Source organism: Blastococcus litoris (genome assembly GCF_003075095.1).
GTDB classification, from domain to species: Bacteria; Actinomycetota; Actinomycetes; order Mycobacteriales; family Geodermatophilaceae; genus Blastococcus_B; species Blastococcus_B litoris.
In genome coordinates this window covers 1-21,944 of sequence record NZ_QCZF01000009.1, presented here as the reverse complement: position 1 = coordinate 21,944, position 21,944 = coordinate 1, and the positions used below count along the sequence as shown (strand labels likewise).

Sequence of the window (21,944 nt, the reverse complement as noted above, 5' to 3'; positions counted from 1 at the left end):
GGGAGACCGGGTGGCCCGCACAGCAGGGCCGCCGCGCCCCGTCGGAGACGGCGACCGCCGCGGCCTGCGGGGACGGTGGGGCTCAGGGGGTGGGAGTGATGACGAAGTCCGGCCGCGCGGCGCCGGAGGGGACGACGCCGTCGGCCGTCAGCGCGAACCGCATGATGTCGGCGAACACGGGCGCCGCGACCTGGCCACCCTCCGCCTCGCTGGTCGGGCGCTCGAGGTCGACCGCGATGACGTACTGCGGGTCGTCGGCCGGCGCGAAGCCGACGAAGGTCGTCACGTAGCCGCCGCCGGCGTAGCAGTTGCACTCCGGGTTGGCCCGCTGCGCGGTGCCGGTCTTGCCCGCCACGCGGAAGCCCTCGATCTGGCCCCGCGGCGCGGTGCCGTCGGGCCCGACGACGGCCTCCAGCATGTAGGCCATCTCGTGGGCCGTGGCCTCGCTGATGACGCGGGTGCCCTCGGGCTCCGGGGTCTCGGCCACCCGGCCGTCGGGGCCGGTGACCGAGTCCACGATGCGCGGGGGGATCCGCACGCCGTCGTTGGCGATGGCCTGGTAGACCGAGGCCATCTGCAGCGTCGTCACCGACACGCCCTGCCCGATCGCGACGTTGGCGGCGCGGATGCCGCTCCAGTCGTCGGAGTCCTGCAGGATGCCGGCGCTCTCCCCCGGCAGCTCGATGCCGCTGGTGTCGCCGATGCCGAACGCCCGGAGGTAGTGCTCGAGCTTCTCGTCCCCGACCTCGCGGGCCAGCATGATCGTGCCGACGTTGCTGGACTTCGCGAGGATCCCGGTGACGGTCCAGTCGATCGGCGCGTGGTCGTGCGCGTCGGTGACGACCTTGTCGCCGGCCTCGATGTGCCCGTTGACCGAGAGGACGGTGTCCGGGTCGGCGACGCCCTCCTCGAGCGCGGCCGACATGGTCACCGCCTTCATGACCGAGCCGGGCTCGAAGACGTCGGAGACGACCGGGTTGCCGAGCAGGTCCGGGTCGGTCTGCGAGTAGTTGCCGGGGTCGTACCCGGGGCAGGACCCCATGGCCGCGACCTCGCCGGTGCGGACGTCGAGCACCACGGCCGAGGCCCGCGTCGTCGCGCCGTCGGCGCAGGCCTCGGCCAGCCGCTGCTCGGTGACGTACTGCAGGTCCTGGTCCAGGGTGAGGGTCACCGAGTCGCCGTCGGTGGCCGGCGTGGACTCGTCGATGCCCGACGGGATGGGGTTGCCGCCGCTGCCGACCTCGACGCGGCGGGTGCCCGGCGTGCCGGCCAGCTCGTCCTGGAAGGTCCGCTCGATCCCGGCCAGGCCCTCGCCGTCGCGACCCACGAAGCCGACGACCTGCCCGCCGACGGCACCGGCCGGGTACAGCCGGACCGGGTCGTCCTCGAGGAAGATCCCGAACAGCTCCAGCGCCTCGATGGCGTCCGAGGTCTCCGGCGGCACCTGCGTCGCCAGGACGACGTAGCGGCTGTCCGCCGACAACTTCTCGGTGAGCTCGGGCACGGGCGTGCCCAGCAGCGTGGTCAGCGCCAGGGCCGTGCGCTCGGGGTCCTCGACGACCTCGGGGTCGGCGACCACCTTCGAGGCGTCGACGGTGTAGGCGAAGGGGTTGCCGTCCCGGTCGAGGACGGCGCCGCGCAGCGCCGCGACCGAGAAGGTGCGGAGCCGGTCCTGCTCGGCGGCGTTGGCGTAGGCCGCGCCGTCGACGCCCTGGAGGATCGCCAGCCGGCCGACGACGAGGACCAGCAGCAGGACCATGAACGCCAGGCCCCACTGGTTGCGCACGGCGCGCTGGCCGACCGACAGGCCGACGCCGCTGCGCCGGCTGCCGGGAGCCCGCCGGGGGGTGAAGGGGCCCGGCCGGCCGGTGGGCCGGGGGCCGCTGCCGCGCGGAGGAGGAGGCACCGGTCAGTTCCCGCCCTGGGCGGCCTCGCCGTCGGTGCCGGCGGGCTCCGGCGTCCCGCGCAGCACGGACCCGCCGTCGGGGTCGATCACGAGGTAGGCGGCCGGTCCGGCCGGGACCAGGCCGGCGGCGACGGCCGCGGCGGCGATCTGGGCCGGGGTCGCGCCGCTGACCACCTGCTGCTCGAGCCGCTGCACCTCCTGGGCGCGGGCAGCGTTGTCCGCGCGCAGCTGCGTGGCCTTGAGCGAGTCGACGGCGATCGCGGTGTTGAGGATCAGCAGACCCAGCGTGGTGCCCACGAGCATCGCCACGACGAGCAGGACGAACGGCGCCCGCGGGTGGCGCAGCGCCCGCGGGGCACGCCGGCCACGGGAGCGCGCGGCGGGGGCCGCCGTCACCAGGCGCAGCTCGGGACGCGGTGCGGACCGCGGTGCGGGGCGGGCGGTTACGCGCGGGCTCGCGGGAACTCGGGCGGTGGCGCGGGTCATGCGGCCCTCCGGATGCGTTCGGCGGCACGGACGCGCGCGGACGCGGCCCGGGGGTTGACGGCGAGCTCGGCCTCGGAGGGGGCCTCGCCGCCGCGGGTCAGCAGGCGCAGCACCGGCCCCAGCTCGGGCACGGGCATGGGGAACTCCGGGGGGGTCCGGTCGACGGCGTCGGCGGCGAGCGCCTGCTTGACGATCCGGTCCTCCAGGGAGTGGAAGGTGATGACGACGACGCGGCCGCCGACGGCGAGGGCCTCGATCGCGGCGGGCAGCGCCCGCTCCAGGACGCCCAGCTCGTCGTTGACCTCGATGCGCAGGGCCTGGAACGTCCGCTTCGCCGGGTGCCCGCCCGTGCGGCGGGTGGCCGCGGGGATGGCCTCGCGGACCAGGTCGGCGAGCCGGCCGGTGCTGGTGAAGGGCTCGCGGGCGCGCTCGCGGTCGATGGCGGCGGCGATGCGCGAGGCGAAGCGCTCCTCGCCGTAGACGCGCAGGACGCGGGCGAGCTCCTTCGGCGAGTAGGTGTTGACGACGTCGGCGGCGGTGCGGCCGGTGCCCGGCGTCATCCGCATGTCCAGCGGGGCGTCGGCGGAGTAGCTGAAGCCGCGGTCGGGGCGGTCGAGCTGCAGCGAGGAGACGCCGAGGTCGAAGAGGACGCCCTGGACCTCGTCGATGCCGAGGCGCTCGAGGACGTCGGGCAGCTCGTCGAAGACGGCGGGGACGAGGGTGACGCGGTCGGAGTGGCCGGCGGCCTCGATGCGGCGGGCGGCCTCGGCGCGGGCGTCGGGATCGCGGTCCAGGCCGATCAGCCGGAGGCCGGGGTGGGCGTCGAGCATCGCCAGCGAGTGGCCTGCCAGGCCCAGGGTGGCGTCGACGAGCACGGCGCCGTCGGCGGCGCAGGCGGGACCGAGGAGCTCGGTGACCCGCTCGAGCAGCACGGGCACGTGGACGGGGCGCGCGGGTTCCGGCGCCGCAGCATCCGTGCTGCTCATCGTGACTGCCTTCCGAGGGGATCCGGGCTTGCTTCCCGGAATGGTGCTGCGCTGCCGGGCCCGGGGGTGGGACGCAGCGGTTCCGGTGGGGCGGGGTGGGGATGGTGGGGCGGAGTGGGGACCGTGGGGCGGGGTGGTCCGCCCGCCCGCTCGGGGCGACGTGCTGAGGACGAGGGACCGAGCCGCGGGGAAGGCGGCTGGGGCCCGGGCCGGTCGAGCCGCGGGGAAGGCGGCTCGAACGGGAGGTGTCCTCGCAGGCCCGTCGGCGGGTGGAGGCGTTCCCGGGATCACGACAGCGTCGGCATCCCCTCGCTCTCCAGGTCGGCGTAGGCCGCCTCCAGCTCGGCCACGTAGGCCTCCCAGTTGGCGGCGTCCCAGATCTCGAAGCGGGTGTCGACACCGACGACGACGACGTCGCGGTCCAGCCCGGCGTACTCGCGGAGGCTCGCGGGGATCGTGATGCGGCCGGTCTTGTCGGGCTCGATCTCGACCATCGACCCGAAGCTCATGCGGGCGGCCATGCGCGCCCGGGCGGTGTCGGAGGGGGCCATCGCGGCCATCGCGGCGCTCTGCTCGGCGACCCGGGCCATGGTCAGGCCGTAGACGCAGCGCTCCTGGCCCTTCTTGATCACCATGCCGTCGGCCACCTGGTCGCGGAACCGGACGGGGAGGGCGAGCCGGCCCTTCTCGTCGAGCCGCAGCGGATAGCTGCCGACGAACACCGGATCACCTCCCGCATCTGTCCTCCACTGGCTCCGCAGCGACCCCTGGCCGGCCCCTGCCTCCCCACCGGGCGACACAGTAACCCACCAGCCCCCACTCGACACCACTCGACGCCGTGTCGTGACCTGCTCCCCCCACCGCTCCCCGCACCTGCCGCCGGAGGGGCGAGCGCGCAGGTCACGGGCCGGTGGGGCGCCATCCGGTGGGGCCCGGTGGGACGCCGTGGGCAGGAACGGTCACAGGGCCGTTCCGCCACGTACGGTGGAGAGGTGACGGAGGCGACACGCACCGCTGGCGGAGCGGCCGGTCCGTCGCTCGACATCGCGGAGGTAGGGGCCGGGATCGCGGCCAACATCGGCCGGGTGGTCCAGGGCAAGGACGACGTGGTGCGGCTGGCCCTGGTGGTCCTGCTGGCAGAGGGGCACCTGCTCATCGAGGACGTGCCGGGCGTGGGCAAGACGACGCTGGCCAAGGCGCTCGCCGCCTCGGTCGACGCCACGGTGCGGCGGATCCAGTTCACGCCCGACCTGCTGCCCAGCGACGTCACGGGCGTCGCGGTCTACGACCAGGAATCGCGGGCCTTCGAGTTCAAGCCCGGTGCGATCTTCGCCAACATCGTGGTGGCCGACGAGATCAACCGCGCCTCCCCCAAGACCCAGTCCGCCCTGCTCGAGTGCATGGAGGAGCGCCAGGTCACCGTCGACGGCGTCAGCTACGAGCTGGCCCGGCCGTTCATGGTGATGGCCACCCAGAACCCGCTCGAGATGGAGGGCACCTACCCCCTGCCCGAGGCGCAGCGCGACCGGTTCACCGCGCGGGTCTCGATGGGCTACCCGGGCCGCGAGGCGGAGCTGGCGATGCTCGACGAACGGGCGACCGCCGACCCGCTGACCTCCCTCTCCCCCGTCGCCGACGCCGCCACCGTGCGCGACCTCGTCGAGGCGGTGGGCACCCTGTACGTCTCCGACGCGGTGCGGCGCTACGTCGTCGGCCTGGTCGAGGCCACCCGGCGGTCGCCGCACCTGCGCCTGGGCGCCTCGCCGCGCGCCGGCCTCCAGCTGCTCCGGGCGGCACGGGCGTCGGCCGCCCTCGCGGGGCGCGACCACGTGCTCCCCGACGACGTCCAGCAGCTGGCCGCCCCCGTCCTGGCGCACCGGCTCCTGCTGACCGCGGACGCGGCCCTGGGCCGGCGCAGCACCGAGCAGGTGGTGGCCGAGCTGCTGTCCACCGTCCCGGTCCCCCGCGGGCGCTGAGCCGCCGTGCCGACGCAGGCTGGCCGGGTCCTCTCCTCCCTGACCCTCCGCGGCCGGTGCGTCGTCGCGGCCGCCGCCGCGCTGCTCCTGGTCGGGGCGCTCCTGGGTGAGCGCCCGCTCGTGCAGCTGGCGGTGTTCACCCTCGCCCTGCCCCTGCTGTCGGCCGTGGCCGTCGCCCGGCAGCGGTTCCGCATCAGCGCCCGCCGCAGCGTCTCGCCGCCGCGCGTCCCCCGCGGCGAGTCCGCCGAGGTGGTCCTCGAGATCGCCAACGCCGACACCCGCCCCGGCGGGCTCTGGGTGCTGACCGAGCAGCTGCCCGGCGACCTGGGCACCTCGCCCCGGTTCGTGGTGGACCACCTCGCTCCGGGCTCTCGGTCGGCGCTGCGCTACCGCGTGGACGGCCACCGGCGGGGCCGGCACGTCCTCGGTCCGGTCCGGCTGCGCCTGGTGGACCCGTTCGGCCTGGTCGAGCGGAGCGCCGTCGGCTCCGACAGCGCACCGCTGCTCGTCGTCCCCCGCGTCCGGCCGCTCGGCGAGGGCGGCCCGGCCGGTGGTCAGGGCGGCGGCGGCGAGGGCAGCCGGCGCACCATCGCCGTCCACGGCGAGGACGACGTCAGCACCCGGGAGTACCGCCACGGCGACGACCTGCGGAAGGTGCACTGGCGGGCGACGGCGCGGACCGGGGAGCTCATGGTCCGGCTCGAGGAGCGCCCGTGGCGCGCGCAGGCCACCCTGCTGCTCGACACCCGGGCGCGCGCCCACCTGGTCGCCCCGCGCACCCGCGACGCGGCGGTCCTGCACCCCGGGCCGGCCGGCGACGACACCCCGCCGGCGGACAGCTTCGAGTGGCTCGTGGAGGCGGCCGCCAGCATCGGCACGGAGCTGGCCCGGCGCGGCGCGGTGCTGCGGGCCGTCACCGACACCGGGGAGCTCGTCCCCGCCGACGGTCGTGGCCGCCTCTCGGCCGAGGACCTGCTCGACCGCCTGGCCGGCATCGGCCCGTCCCGGATGCCCGCCCTCGGCGTCGGCGTCGAGCACGTGTGCCGCGCCGCCGGTGACGGCCCGGTCGTCTGCCTGCTGGGCGCCGTCGGGCCGGACGACGTCGTCGAGCTGATCCGCAGCCGCTCCGGTCCCACCACGGACCTGGCGGTGCTGACCGACATCGAGAGCTGGGCCGACCCGGCACCGGCACGGGGCCGGCGCGCCATGTCCGCCGCCTCGCGCGGCGCGCTGGCCGCCCAGCGGGAGGACGCCGCCACGCTCCTGCGCGCAGCGGGCTGGCGGGTCGCCGTCGCCCGCGCCGACCTGACCGTCGCCGAGGTGTGGGCGGGCCTCGGCGGGCCCGCGCAGGCCGCGCCGGTCGCCGGCCGGGCGGGGGTGCCGGCATGAGCGAGGTGGACGTCCGCCCGGCGGTGGCCGCTGCCCTCGCCACGCTGCTCGGCGCGGCGGCGCTGACCCCCGTCTTCACCTCCGGCGCCTGGTTCGGCCCGGTGCTCGCCGTCGTCCTCACCGTCCTGGCCGGTGGCCTGCTGCTGCGCAGCGGGGGCGCCGCGCTGTGGGCGGCCCTCACGCGCGGCCGCACCCCGGGTGCCGCGGCGACGGCGATCGGCACGGCCCTGGTCCCGGCCGGGCAGCTGCTCCTCCTGCTCGCGGTGCTGACCGCCCTCTTCGCACCGGACCACGCCATCGCCGGGCTGGTCCCCACCCCGGGCAGCCTCGGCGACCTGAACGCGGTGCTGACCGAGGGCACCGCCGAGCTGCAGGAGCAGGCCACCCCCGCCCTGCCGCTGACCGGGCTGCTCGCGCTCACCGCCGTCTTCGTCGGGCTGATCGCCGTCCTCGTGGACCTCGTGACCGTCGCCGGGCGCCAGGCCACCCTGGCCGGGCTGGGGCTGCTCGTCCTCTTCTGCGTGCCCGTCGCCACGGTCACCGGGACGATCGGCCTGGTCGCCGTGGCCGCCCCGGCCGCGGGCCTGGCCCTCCTGATGTGGACCGACCAGCGACGACGGCTGGCGGCCGCGGGGCGCACCACCCGCCGTACCGGACCCACCGGCGGGCTCGCCGCCCTGCGGATCGGGGTCGCCGCGCTCGCCACCGGTCTGGTGCTCGGCGCCTTCGTCCCCGTGCTCGCCGAGGGCTCCCTGGCCACGGGTCTGGGCGGGGGCGCCGGCGGGGCCACCGGGACCTCGCTGGACCCGGTCGCCACGATGTCGGGCCAGCTGACCCTGCCGGAGCCGATCGACCTGCTGCGCCTGGACGCCTCGGTCGCCGACCCCGGTTACCTGCGTGCGGTGGCGATCGACGAGTACGACAACGAGTCCGGCTGGACGCTGTCCAACCTGCGGGGCGAGGAGTCCATCGCCGACGAGGGCGAGCTGGCCCCGCTGCCCGGCCGCCAGTCCTCGCGCACCGTCCGCGCGGACATCTCGGTCCTCCAGCACGACGACAGGTTCCTGCCGACGCTGTTCTCGCCCCAGTCGGTCGAGCTCGCCGGCGGCGGCGACGAGGGCTGGCGGTTCGACCCCGAGACGGGCACGGTCTACGGCCGTGACGTGACCAGCGCCGGCCTGACCTACACGGTGACCGCGAACGAGCCGCGGCCGACGCAGGCCCAGCTGGCCGGTGCCGCGCAGCTCCCCCCGGACGACCCGGTGCAGCAGCAGTTCACCGCGCTGCCGCTGCTGGATCCCGCGGTCACCGACGTCGTGGCCGCGGTGACCGCCGACGCGGGGTCCCCCTACGAGCGGGTGCGCGCGATCCTCGACTTCCTGACCGACCGCGGGAACGGCTTCATCTACAGCCTCTCCACGGAGCCGGGCACCAGCGGCGACGACCTGGTCGACTTCCTGCGGCTGCGGCGGGGCTACTGCGAGCAGTACGCCGGCGCCATGGCGGTCATGGCCCGGGCCGCGGGGGTGCCGGCGCGGGTGGCGCTGGGCTACACGCCGGGCACCGAGGAGAGCGACGGCAGCCGGCTGATCACCAGCGACGACGCGCACGCGTGGGTCGAGGTCTACTTCGAGGACCTGGGCTGGGTGCCCTTCGACCCGACGCCCATCGCCCGCGACCGCGCTGTCGACCTCCCGTGGGCGCCCCGGGCCGGCGAGGAGGAGCAGCCCGACAGCCAGGCCGAGGTCCCGGTGCCGACGGCGCCGTCCCAGCCGGTCCCCACGACGCAGCGGGACCGCGCGGCGGGAGGTGTCCCGGGGAGCTCCTCCGGCGGCTCGGACGACGGCCTGCTGGCGCCGGTGGCCCGCTGGGCGGGGCTGGCACTGCTGGCCGCCGGTGTCGTCGCGACCCCTGCAGCCCTCCGTGCCCTCCAGCGCCGTCGCCGGATCGCGACCGGGACGGCGGGCGCCCTGTGGGACGAGCTGACCGCGACCGCGCTGGACGGCGGCCTGGGCCTGCAGCCCGCGTGGACGCCACGGCAGGTGGCGCGGGAGCTGGGCACGGTGCTCGGCCGCTCCGCGACGTCCGAGGAGGGTGCCGACGCCGTCCTGCGGCTCGCCCTGGCCGAGGAGACCGCCAGTTACGGCCCGGCGGGAGCGCAGCGGGTGCACCCGGACCTGCCCGGGGCCCTGCACACCGCACGCCGGGGCCTGCTGGCCGCCCTTCCGCGGCGCGACCGGCTGCGGGCCCGGCTGTGGCCCGCGTCCCTGGTCTCCGGAGCGGCGGGGCGGGTGGCCGGGTCGCTGAGCCGGCGGCTCCCGCGCCTCGTCCGGCGGGGCGGCACGCGCCCGGTGTGACCCGGAGGGGCCCCCGGAACGGCGAGAGCCGCCGTCCCGGGGGACGGCGGCTCTCGGTGGGTGCGGGGGCTACTGGTCGTAGCGGCGGCGGAAGCGCTCCTCGAGGCGGCTCTTGAGCGGCTGGCGCCCGGCGCGGGCGCTCCGTCCGGAGCGACCGGGACCGGCCGGGCCGCGGTTGCCGGCCGGCGCGCTGCCGGCCTCGACCGCACCGGTGGCGGTCTTGTAGTTCAGGACGCCGAGCGCGAGCCCGCCGAAGGCGATGAGCGAGCCCAGCACGCCGATCAGGACCGACTGGGCGACGGCACCGCCGACGAGGACGGCGAGGCCGACCACGACGAGGACCGCGCCCAGCTGCAGCTTGCGCCGGGCCTTCAGCCGGCGATCGCCGGTGCGGACGGACGAAGCGAACTTCGGATCGTCATCGACGAGGGCGCGCTCGATCTGCTCCAGCAGACGCTGCTCGTGCTCGGAGAGCGGCACGTCGACCTCCAGTAGGGCCTAGCCATTGCCGTCGGAGGCATCCGCCGACGGTGGCATCGAGGATACGAGCCCTTCGCAGGGTGCGAAAGGCGACCGTGCGGCGACCTGTCGGGATCGTCGTCCGATCACTCCTTCGGGTAGCCAACGGTCGGGCCCGCGCCCGGGTTCCGCATCGTCCGCGAAGGGCTATCCGCGCTGGTCGGGCGGCTGCTGCCCGGCCGGCCCGCCCGGTGGAGCAGCGTCGCGGGGCGGACCGCGCCGGCCCCGAAGCGCCGGGCGGCGCGGTCGGCGGCCAGCTCGGCCTCGCGCCGGCCGTGCTCCCGGGCGCCGAGCTCGAGCTGCTGCGGTGCGTTGCCGGCCTCGACCAGGCGCTCGGCCCGGACCCCGACCAGCCGGATGCGCGCCCGCTCCAGCCCGAGCGCGTCGAAGAGGGCGCGGGCGGTCTCGTAGAGCTCCTGCCCGACGTCGGTGGGGACGTCGAGGGTGCGGCTGCGGGTGATCGTGGCGAAGTCGGCGAAGCGCACCTTGATGCTCACCGTGCGGGTCAGCCACCCCCCGGCGCGCAGCCGGCCCGCCGTCCGCTCGGCGAGCAGGAGGAGCTCGCGGTGGATCACCTCGGGGTCGTCGACGTCGGTGCCGAAGGTCTCCTCGTGGCCGGTGGACTTCTCCGGCTCGTTCGGCACGACCCGCCGGGGATCGCGGCCCCAGGCCAGCTCGTGCAGGTGGCTGCCGGCGGCCACGCCCACGGCCCGCTGCAGGGTCTTGGCCGGCACGTGCGCCAGGTCGCCGACGGTGCGCAGACCGAGGCGGAGCAGCTGCTCCTCGGTCTTGGGGCCCACGCCCCACAGGGCGCCGACGGGCAGCGGGTGCAGGAAGTCCATCACCTCGGCCGGGCGGACGACGAGCATCCCGTCGGGCTTGGCGCGGGTGGAGGCGAGCTTGGCGACGAACTTGGTGCCGGCCACCCCGACCGAGCAGGTGATCCCCTGCTCGTCGAACACCCGGGCGCGGATGTACTCGCCGATCTCGGCCGCGTCCCCCAGCCGGCGCCCGGCACCGGACACGTCGAGGAAGGCCTCGTCGAGCGAGAGCGGCTCGACCACCGGGGTGATCGAGCGGAACAGCGCCATCACCGACCGGGACACCTCGCTGTAGAGCGCCATGTCCCCCGGCAGCACCGTCGCCGTCGGGCACAGCCGCAGCGCCCGGGCGGTCGGCATGGCCGCGTGCACCCCGTAGCGGCGCGCCTCGTAGGTCGCGGACGTGACCACCCCCCGGTTCCCCGACCCACCGACGATCACCGGGGTGCCCGCCAGCTCGGGGTGCTTGCGCACCTCGACGCTGGCGAAGAACGCGTCCATGTCCACGTGCAGGACGCCGCAGCCCTCCGCCCGGCCCGATCCCACTGCCCCTCCTCCAATTCGAACACACGTTCGATCCCTCGTCCCGGACAGTACCGGCGCGGTCTGCGGGGCGCGCGCGCCCGGCCCGTGTCGTGTCGTCCTCGTGACCTGGGCCCCGTCGCAGCAGGTCCGGGCTGGTGGGGAGGCAGGTGTCGGAGAAGGATGAGGGAGGTAAGCAGCGACGGGGGCTGCCGTCCGGCAGCCCCGGATCGACCTGGACGGAGACGGCATGGCTCTCGACGACGACGACATGACCAGCACGGAGGGCCCCGCCGACGGCGGCGCGTCCGGCACCCCCGGCACGCACGACGGCGGCGCGGACGGCGGCGCCGACGGTGGCGCCCACCACGGCCCGGCCGACGGTGGCGCCGACGGTGGCGCCGACGGTGGCGCCGATGGCGGTGCCGACGGTGGCGCCGACGGTGGTGCCGACGGTGGCGCGGACGGCGGTGCCGACGGCGGCGCGGACGGTTCGGCCTGAGCGAGAGCCCGACCACGCAGGGCCGGGCGGAGCAGGAGCTCCGCCCGGCCCTGCGGCGGTGCACCGACATCGAGCCCCAGGTGTTCGCCGACGAGTACTGGGCCCGACGCCCACTGCTCACCCGGGCTCAGGACACCGGCAACTCCTTCACCGACCTGCTCGACCTCGCCGCCGTCGACGAGCTGCTGTCCACCCGCGGCCTGCGCGCGCCCTTCCTGCGCATCGCCAAGGACGGCGCCGTCGTCGACACCAAGCGCTTCACCACCTCGGGCGGCGCCGGCGCGGAGATCGCCGACCAGGTGTCCTCGGACGCCGTGCTGCGGCTGTTCGCCGACGGCAGCACCGTGGTCCTGCAGGGCCTGCACCGGCTCTGGCCCCCGCTGATCGAGTTCGCCGACCAGCTGGCAGCCGACCTCGGGCACCCCACGCAGGTGAACGCCTACATCACGCCGCCGTCCTCCCGCGGGTTCAGCCCGCACTACGACGTGCACGACGTCTTCGTGCTCCAGGTGGCCGGCGAGAAGCACTGGACGATCCACGAGCCGGTGCTGCGCGACCCGCTGCGCACCCAGCCCTGGAACGACCGCGCCGCCGAGGTGGCCGCCGCGGCCGGGCGCGAGCCGGTCATCGACGCGGTGCTGCGCCCCGGGGACGCCCTCTACCTGCCGCGCGGCTTCCTGCACTCTGCCGTGGCGCTCGGCGAGATCAGCGCCCACCTGACGATCGGCGTGCACTCGGTCACCCGGTGGGCGGCCGCCGAGTCCGCCCTGGACCTGGTCCGCACCCTGGCCACCGAGGACCCGGAGTTGCGCGGCTCGCTGCCGCTGGGCCTGGACCTGGGCGACCCCGCGTCCGTGCGGGACGACGTCGCCGCCGTCATCGCCGGCCTCCAGGAGTGGCTGGGCCGCGTCGACCCCGCCGAGGTGGCCGACCGCCTGCGGGCCTCCACCTGGGCGCAGGTGCGCCCGGAGCCGGTGGCGCCGCTGGCGCAGTCGGCCGCGGCCGCGGCGCTGGAACCGGACTCCGTCCTGCGGCTGCGCCGGCGGTTGCGGTGCACCCTCCGGGACGCTGCCGACGGCCGGATCACGCTGGTCGCCGGCAGGCGGTCGCACTCGTTCCCCGGTGACGTCCGGCCGGCGCTGGAGGCACTGCTCGACGTCGGGGAGCTCAAGGTCGGCGACCTGCCCGGTCTGGAGCCCGCCGACGGGATCACCCTGGCGCGGCGGCTGGTCACCGAGGCGATCGCCACCGTCCCCGCCCCGTGAGCGAAAGCCACCCGGCCGCCTCCGACGACTTCTGCCGGACGGAGGTCCCCGCGCGCCCAATCGGGCGGCTCGACGACACCCGCTGCTCCGTCCAGGCGCTGGCCCGGGGGGACTCCCCCGTCGCCACCGCCTCACCCGCCCAGCGCTGGCTGCTCATCGAGCAGCCCGGGCCCTGGGGGCGGGACGCGCTGACGGAGTCCCGGTTCGACCCCGAGGTGGCCCCCCTGCTCGCGCGGCGCTCCCGCGCCGAGGGGGTGCGGTTGCTGCTGGTCCGCCGTCCCGGCGACCGGCTGGCCGACTCCGGCCGGCGCTGGGCCTACGTCGACGGCCGGCCCGGGTCCGAGGGGCTGTGGTGGTCGGTCCGTTCCACCGACGCCGACCTGCTCACCGCGCCGTGGGACGGCTCCGTCGGCGAGGCCGCACCGGGCCCCGTCTACCTGGTCTGCACGCACGGCGGTCACGACGCCTGCTGCGCACTGCGCGGGCGGCCGCTGGCCCGGGCCCTGCCCGCGCCCGGACCCACCGACGTGTGGGAGTGCAGCCACCTGGGCGGCGACCGCTTCGCCGCGAACGTCCTCGTGCTGCCGCACGGCTTCTACTACGGCCAGGTGCCCGGCGACGGCGCCGAGATCGTCGCCGCGCACACCGGCGGCCGGGTCGCGCTGCCGTGGCTCCGGGGCCGGGCGGGAGTCCCGATCCCGGGCCAGGCCGCCCAGCACGTCGCCCGCGAGGAGCTGGGCCTGCTGGACGTGGACGCGCTGCCCGTGGTCGGGGTCGTCCAGGAGACCGCGGCGGGCGCCGAGGTCGAGCGGTGGACCGTGACCCTCGCCGGCCCGGACGGTGACGTCGTGACCCGGGTGGAGAGCCGTCCCTCCGCCGTCGCCGCGCGTCTCACCTGCCGGGCGACGCATCCGGCGCACTCGCGCACCTGGCACGTGACCGTGGCGGCGGCCGGGTCCCGCTGACGGTCAGTGCAGCGCGCTGCCCCGGGCGGTCAGCAGCGGGATGGCCAGCTCGGTCGCGGTGAGCGAGCCGTGGTAGCCGACCAGGCTGCTGGGGCCCGGTTCCAGCCGCGGGGTGGTGAGGGCCCACGTGCCCCGGGCGAGCGCGACGACGTCGCCGATGCGTCCCGCCAGGTCGTCGTCGACCGGCCCGAAGACCCCGCTGGCGACGGCCTCGTCCCGGCTGGCGACCCAGGCCCGGTGCCCCAGCACCTCGCGCCACCGGTGCAGGACGTCGCCGGCCGCGCCCGGCTCGGCGTGGACGTAGCGGGCCCGCGGTTCGCCGGCCAGGAGCCGGACGCCGTCGGCGAGCGCGGGTTCCTCGTCGAGGTCGAACCGGGTGTCGTCGGGGACGTCGAGCATGCCGTGGTCGGCGGTGACCACGAGCGCCGCGTCGTCGGGCAGGCCGGCGACCAGCTGCTCGACGACGCGGTCGACGAAGGCCAGCTGCGCGCGCCAGGCGGCCGAGTCGACGCCCCGCACGTGGCCGGTGAGGTCGAGCTCGGGGATGTAGCCGTAGACGAGCGCGCGCGGAGCCGCGGCGAGGGAGCGGAGCACGAGCGCGCAGAGGTCGCCGTGGCTGACCGCGCCGGTGTACGTGGCGCCGCGGTAGACGGCCCGGGTGAGACCGGAGCCCGCGTAGGCGTAGGGGCCGACCGCCGTGGCCGGGACGCCCGCCGCCTCCGCCTGCTCGAAGACGGTGGGCCGTGCCTGCCAGACGTCGGGGTCGGGGTCGTCGGCCCACTGGACGTGGTTGAGCGCCCGGTCCTCCCCCGGGACGGCCGTGACGAAGCCGAGGATGCCGTGGGCGCCGGGCGGGAGACCGGTGCCGAGGGTGGCCAGGCTGACCGGGGTGGTGCTCGGGCACGGGGCGGACAGGTCCCCGGCCGGGCTGCTGAGGGCCGCGAGGGTCGGCGCGAGATCGGCGTGGGCGCGGACGAGGTCGGCGCCGAGGCCGTCGACGAGCAGGACGGCGACCCGCCGGGCGCCGCCGAGCGCGCCGGTGAGGTCCAGCGGGTCGGCGGGGAGGTCGCCGCGCTCGACCGGTACCCCCACGGCGGCGGCGGCACCGGGCAGGACGTCGGCGAGGGTGCCGGTGCCGTACGGGGGGGCCGCGAGGTCGGGCGGCAGAGGTGTCACGCCCGCGCGGCCAGGACGTGCAGCCCGGTGGCGATGTCGCGGTAGGGCGAGGTCTCGGCCACGGCGACCTCCAGCGCGCGGACCGCCCGCGGGTCGGCCCCCGAGGTGGCGTCGAGCAGGTCGGCGACGACGGAGACCCCGCGCCAGGGGCCTGGGCGCAGCCCGGCGCCCTCGACGAGCGCGAGCAGGTCACCGGGCGTGAAGCGGCGGCGGGCGGGCTTGGCGCGACCGGGCTCGGGGTCGCGGTCCTCGACCAGCGCGAGCGCCTCGACGGGGTGCCCGGCGACGGCCCGGGCGAGGACGGCGCCGGCGCGGTTGGCCGTCGCCACGCTCACCTGGCCGCCCGGCCGCAGCACCCGGGCGATCTCGCGCAGCGTGACGGCCGGGTCGTCGACGACCTCCAGGACGTAGTGGCACAGCGCCAGGTCGTAGCCCGCCGCGGCGTCGTCGGCCGCGGGCAGGACCTCGTGCAGCAGGTCGCCGTCGCCCTGGACCCCGCGCACCCGGGCACCGACGCCGTCGTTCTGGGCGCGGCGGGCGAGGGTGGCGAGGGCGTCGGCACTGGGGTCGACGACGGTGACGTCGTGGCCGAGGCGGGCCAGCGGGACGGCGAACATGCCGCTGCCGCCCCCGACGTCGAGGACCCGCAGCGGGGTGCCGGCGCCGACCAGCGGGTCGAGCGCGGCCCACACGGCAGCGGTCCGTGCGGGCAGCTGCTCCGAGGTGGGCGAGGCGGGGGCGGTCGGCACCCCAGGGAGCCTAGTGGCGGCCCGCGGAGGGGCGCCCGGTCGACGCGGGCCTAGTTGATGCAGGCGGTGTCGGTCGCCGTCCGCTCGTTGGTCGCCGGTTCGCCGCCGGAGGTCGTCTCAGGCGGGGTGACGCCCTGGCCCACGCCGTTCCAGTCGCCGCCGATGACCAGCTGCACCGTGCCGGCGGTCAGGCTGTCGTCGACGGCCACCGCCGCCCCCGGGATCTGCGCCGCGACCAGCGCCGCGGCGGCCTCGTCGCCGGGTGCGTGCAGGACGGTCGTCGTCTCCGTGGAGTCGGCGTTGCCGCCGCTCTCGGCCGCGAAGCCGGCGTCGGCGAGCGCGGTGGCGGCCGTGGCCGCGGCACCGGAGATGCCCGAGCCGTTGAGGACGCTGACGGTGACGTCGGCGGGCTCCACCTGCGGGGCGTCGTCGGCCGGCGCCTCCTCCTCGGGCTCCGTCTCGGCGGCGAGAGCGGCGAAGAACGCGTGCATGTCCGCCTCGCTCGGCGGCTCCAGCACGTCGGCGCCGTCGATCCGGACCGGCGTGAGGCCGGGGACCGTCTGGAAGGTGATGTTGCCGGGCTGCACGTTCTGCATCTGCGCCGCCAGGTCGAAGATGTCCAGCCCGCGGTCGAAGGTGATGCTGCTGCCGACCTGCTCGACGATCTGCTTCTGCTTGCCGAGGTCGAACAGGGTGTTGGTGGAGAGGATGTTCCGCAGCATCCCGGCGATGTAGACCTGCTGGCGGACGACGCGGTCGAGGTCGGTGCCGGGCAGGCCGTGGCGCTGCCGGACGAACTTCAGCGCGTCCGCGCCGCTGATGGTCTGGACGCCGGCCGGGAAGTCCGCGCCGGAGAGCGGATCGCTGGTGGCCTGGCAGAGGTTCACCTCCACCCCGCCGACGATCGTGCTGAGGTTGATGAACCCGAGCAGGTCGATCTCGGCGAAGTGGTCGATCTGCAGCCCCGTGAACTGGCTGACCGTCTGCACGAGCAGCTGGGCGCCGGCGGCGGCGCTCTCCTCGTCGGTGCCCTGGTTGTCGTTGTAGCCGCGGGAGTAGGCGGAGTTCAGCCGACCCTCGCCGTGACCGGGGATCTCGACGTAGGTGTCGCGTGGCAGCGAGACGAAGGACGCTGCGGACCCGTCGGCGGGCACGTGCACCAGCATCATCGAGTCGGTGTTCAGCACGCCGTCGGCGTCACCGGTGCTGAACTGCGCCTTCTGCTCCTCGGTGAGCCCGTCGCGGGAGTCCATGCCGACCAGGAGCAGGTTCATCTCCGAGCCGGCGTGGTCGCTGCCGTTGACGTCGGAGTTGCCCGAGTCCGGGATGGCGTCGGTGCGGCTCACGCTGGCCTCGGCGACCTTGGTGAGGTACCAGCCCCATCCGCTGCCGGCGAGCACGAGGACGGCGAGCACCGCGGACAGCGAGCGGGCGATGACGACCCCGCGGGGGGACCTGCGGGGGCCGGGCGCCCGGCCCGACGCCGGGCGCGGGGCCGGTCGGCCGCCCCGGGGCTCCCGGCCCGCCCGGGGGTCGAGGTGGGCGGGCAGGGGACGCCGTTCGTCCCGGCTCATCGGGAGCCCGCCACATCCGTCACGCCACCATCATCGCGCACCCGGGGCGGAGGGTGGTTGCTCGCCGCGCGGTGTCGGCCCAGGTCAGACGGGCACGGAGTCGGCAGCGCGCCGGATCTCGGCCAGGTCGATGCGCTTCATCTGCAGCATCGCCTGGGTGGCGCGCTGTGCCCGGCCGGGGTCGGGATCGTTGGTCAGCCGGTTCAGCTCCTCGGGGAAGACCTGCCAGGAGACGCCGAACTTGTCCTTGAGCCAGCCGCACATGCTCTCCTCGCCGCCCTCGAGCAGCCGGTCGTAGTAGCGGTCGGACTCCTCCTGGTCGGCGCACACGATCTGGAAGGAGATGGCCTCGGTGAAGGGGAACTGCGGGCCGCCGTTGAGCGCGGTGTAGGGCTGCCCGTCCAAGGTGAAGTCGACGGTGAGGACGTCGCCCTCCTCCATGGGCGGGGGCATGTCCGGCCCGTAGCGCGTGACGGTGCCGATCGAGCTGTTCGGGAAGATCGACGTGTAGTGGTGCGCGGCCTCCTCGGCGGTTCCGTCCATCCAGAGGCACGGGATCTGCTTCGGCATCGGAGTTCCTCCCTCTCCCGGCTGGTGCGCCGGCTGACGAGTAGACCCCCGCCGGCCCGCGAAGTCATCGGGCTCGGGCCGGCGCCGGTGCGGACCGCACGCGCGACGCCAGGTTGCGCGGCATGACGCTCGCACTCGGTCTGGTGCTGATCCTGCTGGGGACCGTCGCGGCGGTCCTGCAGGTGCGCTGGGTGGCCCGGTCGACGCGGGGGGCCGGTCCGGCCGGGGCACGTGTCCGCGGCACTGCCCCGGGGGCAGCGGTACGCCTCCGATCTCGGCATCGCGGCCTTCCTCGTGGCCGGAGCGATCGTCGTCGAGCTGGGCAGGCCGGCGTGGACCTCCTACGCAGCGGTGATCGGGGGCGCGGCGGTGACCGCGCCGGTCCATGCGGTCGCCGTCCGGGCGCTCCCCGACGTGGTGGATCACGCACGTCCGTAGGACTCAGTGGCCGGAGCTGCCGGGGCTGGAGTGCCACAGCTTGCGGGGCGGACCGGACGCCGCCCGCCGGGCTGCGACCTTCGAGTCCTCCCCGGCCGGTTTGATGTCAGCGTAGGGCGACATGCGGAAGCCGGTCGGGTGCACGAGCACCGGCCGGACGACGACGGGACGCGCGCCGTGCGAGGCGGCCGCTCCCGCGATGGCCCGCTCCGTGTACTCCCCCGGCGCGGTCATCAGCTCGCGGACGCCGTCCAGCCCGTCGGCCTCCCACGCCTCGTGCAGCGCCGGCAGCTCCCACGCGCCGGTCGCCCGCAGCGAGACCCCGCGCGGGCCGGTGCGGCGCAGCACCCCGCGGATGACCAGCAGCCACGAGTGGAAGACGGTGGCGGCGTAGGGCCCCTGCGCGTCCTCGAAGAAGGTCGAGTCGGTGCAGCCGGTGCCGTCGTCCAGGGTCACGAACACCACCCGCCTGCCCGACCGGATCGGCGGCGTCTGGGTGGCCACCTTGACCCCGGCGACCAGGACCTCCGCGCCGCTGCGGCAGCCCAGCATCTCGCCGGCCGGCACCGCGCCCAGGGCGGCGAGGAACGGCCGGTAGAAGTCGACGACGTGCCGGCTGGCGTCCAGGCCCAGCACCTCCAGCTCGGCGCGCACCAGCTCGGCGTCGGTGAACTCCGGCAGCCCGCTGCCCTCCGCCCAGCTCAGCGTGGTATCCTCCGGCCCGCTCTCCTCCTCCGGCAGCTCCAGGCCCATCAGGTCCAGGCTCAGCTGCCCGTTCGAGCTCGCCCGGGCGCCGCTGCGGCTCCAGCGGTCCAGCTCGCCGATCTGCAGCAGCAGGTCGCGCCTGGTCACCTGCTTGCGGCGGTGGGTCGGCCGGCCGGCCTCGCGGTCGCGCACCCCGAAGCCGTAGAGCGAGTCGAAGCCCCCGGCGAGCACGAGGCGTTCGACCACCGGCCGCGAGACCGACGCGCGGTGCCAGAAGTCGGTCAGCGACCGGTAAGGCTGCCCGGTGACGATCCGGGCCACCTCGTCCTCGGAGATGCCCTTCACGTCGGCCAGGGCCAGCCGGATCCCGTAGCGGGACGGGTCGCGCATGCCCGCCGGCATCCACTCCGGACGCGGCCAGCCCTCGACCTCGACCTCAGCCTCAGGGTCGCGCTCGAGCAGCTCCACGCGGTAGGTGTCGGCCGAGGCGTTGACGTCCAGCCCGAGCACCCGGATCCCGAAGTTGCGGGCGTCGTCGAGGATCAGCCGCTTCGGGTACATGCCCGGGTCGTGGGTGAGCACCCCGGCGAGGAAGGCCGCCGGGTGGTGGGTCTTCAACCACGCCGACTGGTACGTGGGCAGCGCGAACGCCGCCGCATGGGCCTTGCAGAAGCCGAAGGACCCGAACGCGGCCAGCACCTCCCACACGCGCTCGGCCACCTCGACCGGGTAGCCGTTGTCGAGCAGCCGGGGCACGAACCAGGCGCGCACCTCGGCGTGGGCGTCCTTCTCCCCCAGCGCGCGACGCACCTCGTCGGCCTCGGCCAGCGTCACCCCGGCCATCCGCGCCACGATCTGCAGCACCTGCTCGTGGAAGACCACCACCCCCGCTGTCTCCGCGAGGCAGAACTCGAGGTCGGGGTGCGGGTACTCCGCCTCCCGCCAGCCGTTCCGGGCCATGAGGAACGGGGTGACCATGTCGCTCTTCACCGGCCCGGGCCGGAACAGCGAGATGTCGATGACGATGTCCTCGAACGTCTGCGGCCCGAACTTGCCGACCAGCTCCCGCTGCCCGGGCGACTCGATCTGGAACATGCCGAGCGTGCGGGTGCTGCGGATCAGCTCGAACGTCGTCGGGTCGTCGCGCGGGATGGCGTCGATGTCGACTGCCTCGTCGTCCACCCGTTGCACCTCGGAGAGCGCGTGCGCGATGGCCGACTGCATCCGGATGCCCAGCAGATCCAGCTTGAGCAGCCCCAGCTCCTCGACGTCGTCCTTGTCGAACTGGCTCATCGGGTAGCCGAGGTAGCTGTTCTCCACCGGGGTGCGGTCGAGCAGCGTGGCGTCGGACAGCAGCACCCCGCACGGGTGCAGCGCGATGTGCCGGGGCAGCCCGTCCAGCCGGGCGACCAGGTCGAACATCAGGTCGAGGTCACCAGAGCCGCCGCTGCGCTTGGATCCGAGCCGGCTGGCGCGCAGCTCCGGCAGGTCCTTGAGCGCGGCGTGCACCTGGTTGGCCCGGATGTGCGGGAACGCCTTGGCGACCGCGTCGATCTCCGCCGGGGGCAGCCCGAGCGCGGCCCCGACGTCGCGGATGGCGTGCCGCACCCGGTAGGTGTCCATCATCGAGATGCAGCTGACCCGGTCGGCGCCGAAGCGGTCGATGACCGCGTCGTAGACCTCCATGCGCCGCGCGGACTCCACGTCGATGTCGATGTCGGGCAGCTGGTGGCGCAGCGGGGAGAGGAAGCGCTCCATCAGCAGCCCGTAGCGCAGCGGGTCGACGTCGGAGATGCCGAGCAGGTAGGTGACCAGGCTGCCGGCGCCCGACCCCCGCGCGGCCGCCCGGACCCTCAAGCTCTTGATGAGGTCGACGACGTCGGCGACGGTGAGGAAGTAGGACGGGTAGCCCAGCTGGTCGATCACCGCCAGCTCCTCGTCCAGCCGCTGCCGCACCCGCTCCGAGGGCGTCATGCCGCGCCGGCCCATGCCCGCCTCGCACCGGGCCCGCAGCACCTGCGAGGGGCCCATCCCCCGCTCCGCCGGCGTGGTGACGACGTCGAGCTCGGGGTAGCGGACGCTGCCGATGCCGAGGTCCGCGCGGACGTCGACGACGCACTGCTCGGCCAGCCGGGCGGTGCCCTCGAGCAGTCGCAGGGCGGCGTCCCGGTCGGGACCGGCGACGTCCTCGGCCACCGCGGCCATCTCCTTGCCCGACTTCAGGTAGCCCTCGGCGGTGCGGCGGTCGACGTGCCGCTCGTCGAGCGCGACCAGGCGGCGCGAGGCGTCCAGGACGTCGGCGGTCGGGGCGTCCAGCGCGTCGACGTAGCGGACGGCGTTGCTGAGCACCACCGGCACGCCCTGATCGGCGGCGAACCGCAGCATCGCCTGCGCCCGTGCGCGATCACCGCGGCCGCGGTGGTGGACCAGCTCGAGCACCAGCCGGCCCGGCCCGAAAGCGGCCCGCCAGGCGTCCAGGTGCGCGGCGGCGTGGTCGGTGCGGCCGGTGAGCAGCGCCCGCCCGACCGGCGAGTCGGGCCCGAGCAGCGCGATCAGCCCGCCGGCGTGCTCGGCGGCCGTGGCCAGCGAGCTCACCGGCTCCCCCCGGGTGCCCCGCAGGTGGGTGGCGCTGGTCAGCCGGCACAGCGATCGCCACCCGGCGCCGTCCCGGGCGAGGAAGGTGACCCGCGGGAGCCGCGGGTCGACGCTCGCCCCGCCCCGGGCCGGGACCTTGCGGGCGGGCGCCCGCAGCCGGGGCGGGCGCGCGCCGGACTCCGCACCGCCGAGGGCGTGTGCGAGCGCCGGCGGCACGGTGGCGTCGAGCGCGGGCGCGACGGCGAGGTCCACCCCGAAGATCGGCCGCACCCCGGCCGACCGGCAGGCCAGCGCGAACTTGACCGCGCCGTACAGGCCGTCGCGGTCGGTGAGCGCCAGCGCCGACATGCCGTGCTCGGCGGGGCGGGCCACCAGGTCGGCGGGGTGGTTGGCCCCGTGCCGCATGGAGTAGCCGGAGGCGACGTGCAGGTGGACGAAGGGGT

The 21,944-nt window shown here is 75.8% G+C and carries 18 protein-coding genes; 7 read left to right on the top strand and 11 right to left on the bottom strand.

Going from position 1 to position 21,944, the window contains the following annotated elements; genetic code table 11:
* Nucleotides 1-82 precede the first annotated feature (82 nt).
* The 4 genes from DCS98_RS17970 to mraZ all read right to left on the bottom strand — a co-directional run bounded on the left by DCS98_RS17970 (nucleotide 83) and on the right by mraZ (nucleotide 4,100).
* Nucleotides 83-1,906 (bottom strand): peptidoglycan D,D-transpeptidase FtsI family protein, encoded by a 1,824-nt coding sequence (locus DCS98_RS17970; protein ID WP_116452770.1) that lies wholly within the window; start codon nucleotides 1,904-1,906, stop codon nucleotides 83-85.
* A 3-nt stretch (nucleotides 1,907-1,909) separates the two neighbouring features.
* On the bottom strand, nucleotides 1,910-2,392 hold the full coding sequence (ftsL, locus tag DCS98_RS17965; protein WP_164704641.1) for a cell division protein FtsL: 483 nt from the start codon (nucleotides 2,390-2,392) through the stop codon (nucleotides 1,910-1,912).
* Entirely contained in the window at nucleotides 2,389-3,378 is a 990-nt protein-coding gene (gene rsmH / locus DCS98_RS17960) for a 16S rRNA (cytosine(1402)-N(4))-methyltransferase RsmH (protein ID WP_116452768.1), read from the bottom strand. Before rsmH ends, ftsL begins: the two co-directional genes overlap by 4 nt.
* A gap of 287 nt (nucleotides 3,379-3,665) precedes the next feature.
* A complete protein-coding gene (gene mraZ, locus DCS98_RS17955) occupies nucleotides 3,666-4,100 on the bottom strand; it encodes a division/cell wall cluster transcriptional repressor MraZ (protein WP_116452767.1) in 435 nt (144 codons plus the stop codon).
* A 270-nt stretch (nucleotides 4,101-4,370) separates the two neighbouring features.
* Between mraZ and DCS98_RS17950 the strand changes: the two genes are divergently transcribed.
* The 3 genes from DCS98_RS17950 to DCS98_RS17940 are packed head-to-tail and all read left to right on the top strand — an operon-like array spanning nucleotide 4,371 to nucleotide 9,100.
* A complete protein-coding gene (locus DCS98_RS17950) occupies nucleotides 4,371-5,354 on the top strand; it encodes an AAA family ATPase (protein ID WP_116452766.1) in 984 nt (327 codons plus the stop codon).
* A 6-nt stretch (nucleotides 5,355-5,360) separates the two neighbouring features.
* Nucleotides 5,361-6,743: a DUF58 domain-containing protein gene (locus DCS98_RS17945; RefSeq protein ID WP_116452765.1), complete on the top strand. Its 1,383-nt coding sequence runs from the start codon at nucleotides 5,361-5,363 to the stop codon at nucleotides 6,741-6,743.
* The gene (locus DCS98_RS17940; RefSeq protein ID WP_116452911.1) at nucleotides 6,740-9,100 is read left to right on the top strand and encodes a transglutaminase TgpA family protein; all 2,361 of its coding nucleotides are present in this window, start codon (nucleotides 6,740-6,742) and stop codon (nucleotides 9,098-9,100) included. The genes DCS98_RS17945 and DCS98_RS17940 overlap by 4 nt, the downstream gene beginning before the upstream one ends.
* Nucleotides 9,101-9,169: 69 nt before the next feature.
* Here DCS98_RS17940 and DCS98_RS17935 read toward each other — a convergent pair whose 3' ends face one another.
* Both DCS98_RS17935 and dinB read right to left on the bottom strand, forming a co-directional pair.
* Nucleotides 9,170-9,580, bottom strand: coding sequence for a DUF3040 domain-containing protein (locus DCS98_RS17935; RefSeq protein ID WP_116452764.1), 411 nt, complete (start codon nucleotides 9,578-9,580; stop codon nucleotides 9,170-9,172).
* 125 nt (nucleotides 9,581-9,705) lie between these two features.
* Entirely contained in the window at nucleotides 9,706-10,986 is a 1,281-nt protein-coding gene (dinB, locus tag DCS98_RS17930; protein ID WP_241038301.1) for a DNA polymerase IV, read from the bottom strand.
* A gap of 226 nt (nucleotides 10,987-11,212) precedes the next feature.
* Here dinB and DCS98_RS17925 point away from each other — a divergent pair, with 226 nt between their 5' ends.
* The 3 genes from DCS98_RS17925 (at nucleotide 11,213) to DCS98_RS17915 (ending at nucleotide 13,694) form a co-directional block, all read left to right on the top strand.
* A complete protein-coding gene (locus tag DCS98_RS17925; protein WP_116452909.1) occupies nucleotides 11,213-11,464 on the top strand; it encodes a BatC protein in 252 nt (83 codons plus the stop codon).
* Between the two features lie 80 nt (nucleotides 11,465-11,544).
* Nucleotides 11,545-12,729: a cupin domain-containing protein gene (locus DCS98_RS17920; RefSeq protein ID WP_241038298.1), complete on the top strand. Its 1,185-nt coding sequence runs from the start codon at nucleotides 11,545-11,547 to the stop codon at nucleotides 12,727-12,729.
* Nucleotides 12,726-13,694, top strand: a complete 969-nt coding sequence (locus tag DCS98_RS17915; protein WP_116452763.1) for a sucrase ferredoxin — start codon at nucleotides 12,726-12,728, stop codon at nucleotides 13,692-13,694. The genes DCS98_RS17920 and DCS98_RS17915 overlap by 4 nt, the downstream gene beginning before the upstream one ends.
* 3 nt (nucleotides 13,695-13,697) lie before the next feature.
* On the opposite strand, the gene DCS98_RS17910 is transcribed toward DCS98_RS17915, so the two are convergent.
* From DCS98_RS17910 to DCS98_RS17895, 4 genes are all read right to left on the bottom strand, one after another.
* Entirely contained in the window at nucleotides 13,698-14,870 is a 1,173-nt protein-coding gene (locus DCS98_RS17910) for an alkaline phosphatase family protein (RefSeq protein WP_116452762.1), read from the bottom strand.
* Nucleotides 14,867-15,619 carry a class I SAM-dependent methyltransferase gene (locus DCS98_RS17905; protein WP_116452761.1) on the bottom strand — a complete coding sequence of 251 codons (753 nt, stop codon included), beginning with the start codon at nucleotides 15,617-15,619 and terminating at the stop codon, nucleotides 14,867-14,869. The genes DCS98_RS17910 and DCS98_RS17905 overlap by 4 nt, the downstream gene beginning before the upstream one ends.
* 50 nt (nucleotides 15,620-15,669) lie before the next feature.
* Nucleotides 15,670-17,193: an LCP family protein gene (locus tag DCS98_RS17900; protein WP_116452760.1), complete on the bottom strand. Its 1,524-nt coding sequence runs from the start codon at nucleotides 17,191-17,193 to the stop codon at nucleotides 15,670-15,672.
* An 84-nt stretch (nucleotides 17,194-17,277) separates the two neighbouring features.
* Entirely contained in the window at nucleotides 17,278-17,763 is a 486-nt protein-coding gene (locus DCS98_RS17895) for a VOC family protein (protein WP_116452759.1), read from the bottom strand.
* A 231-nt stretch (nucleotides 17,764-17,994) separates the two neighbouring features.
* Between DCS98_RS17895 and DCS98_RS17890 the strand changes: the two genes are divergently transcribed.
* Entirely contained in the window at nucleotides 17,995-18,201 is a 207-nt protein-coding gene (locus DCS98_RS17890) for a hypothetical protein (RefSeq protein ID WP_116452758.1), read from the top strand.
* A 3-nt stretch (nucleotides 18,202-18,204) separates the two neighbouring features.
* On the opposite strand, the gene DCS98_RS17885 is transcribed toward DCS98_RS17890, so the two are convergent.
* On the bottom strand, nucleotides 18,205-21,944 hold a 3,740-nt coding region (locus DCS98_RS17885; protein ID WP_164704640.1), incomplete at its 5' end, for a DNA polymerase III subunit alpha.

Coding starts and splice junctions, on each gene's coding strand:
- ftsL (WP_164704641.1), bottom strand. CDS start 2,392: ATGACCCGCGCCACCGCCCGAGTTCCCGCGAGCCCGCGCGTAACCGCC.
- rsmH (WP_116452768.1), bottom strand. CDS start 3,378: ATGAGCAGCACGGATGCTGCGGCGCCGGAACCCGCGCGCCCCGTCCAC.
- DCS98_RS17940 (WP_116452911.1), top strand. CDS start 6,740: ATGAGCGAGGTGGACGTCCGCCCGGCGGTGGCCGCTGCCCTCGCCACG.
- DCS98_RS17925 (WP_116452909.1), top strand. CDS start 11,213: ATGGCTCTCGACGACGACGACATGACCAGCACGGAGGGCCCCGCCGAC.
- DCS98_RS17900 (WP_116452760.1), bottom strand. CDS start 17,193: ATGAGCCGGGACGAACGGCGTCCCCTGCCCGCCCACCTCGACCCCCGG.
- DCS98_RS17895 (WP_116452759.1), bottom strand. CDS start 17,763: ATGCCGAAGCAGATCCCGTGCCTCTGGATGGACGGAACCGCCGAGGAG.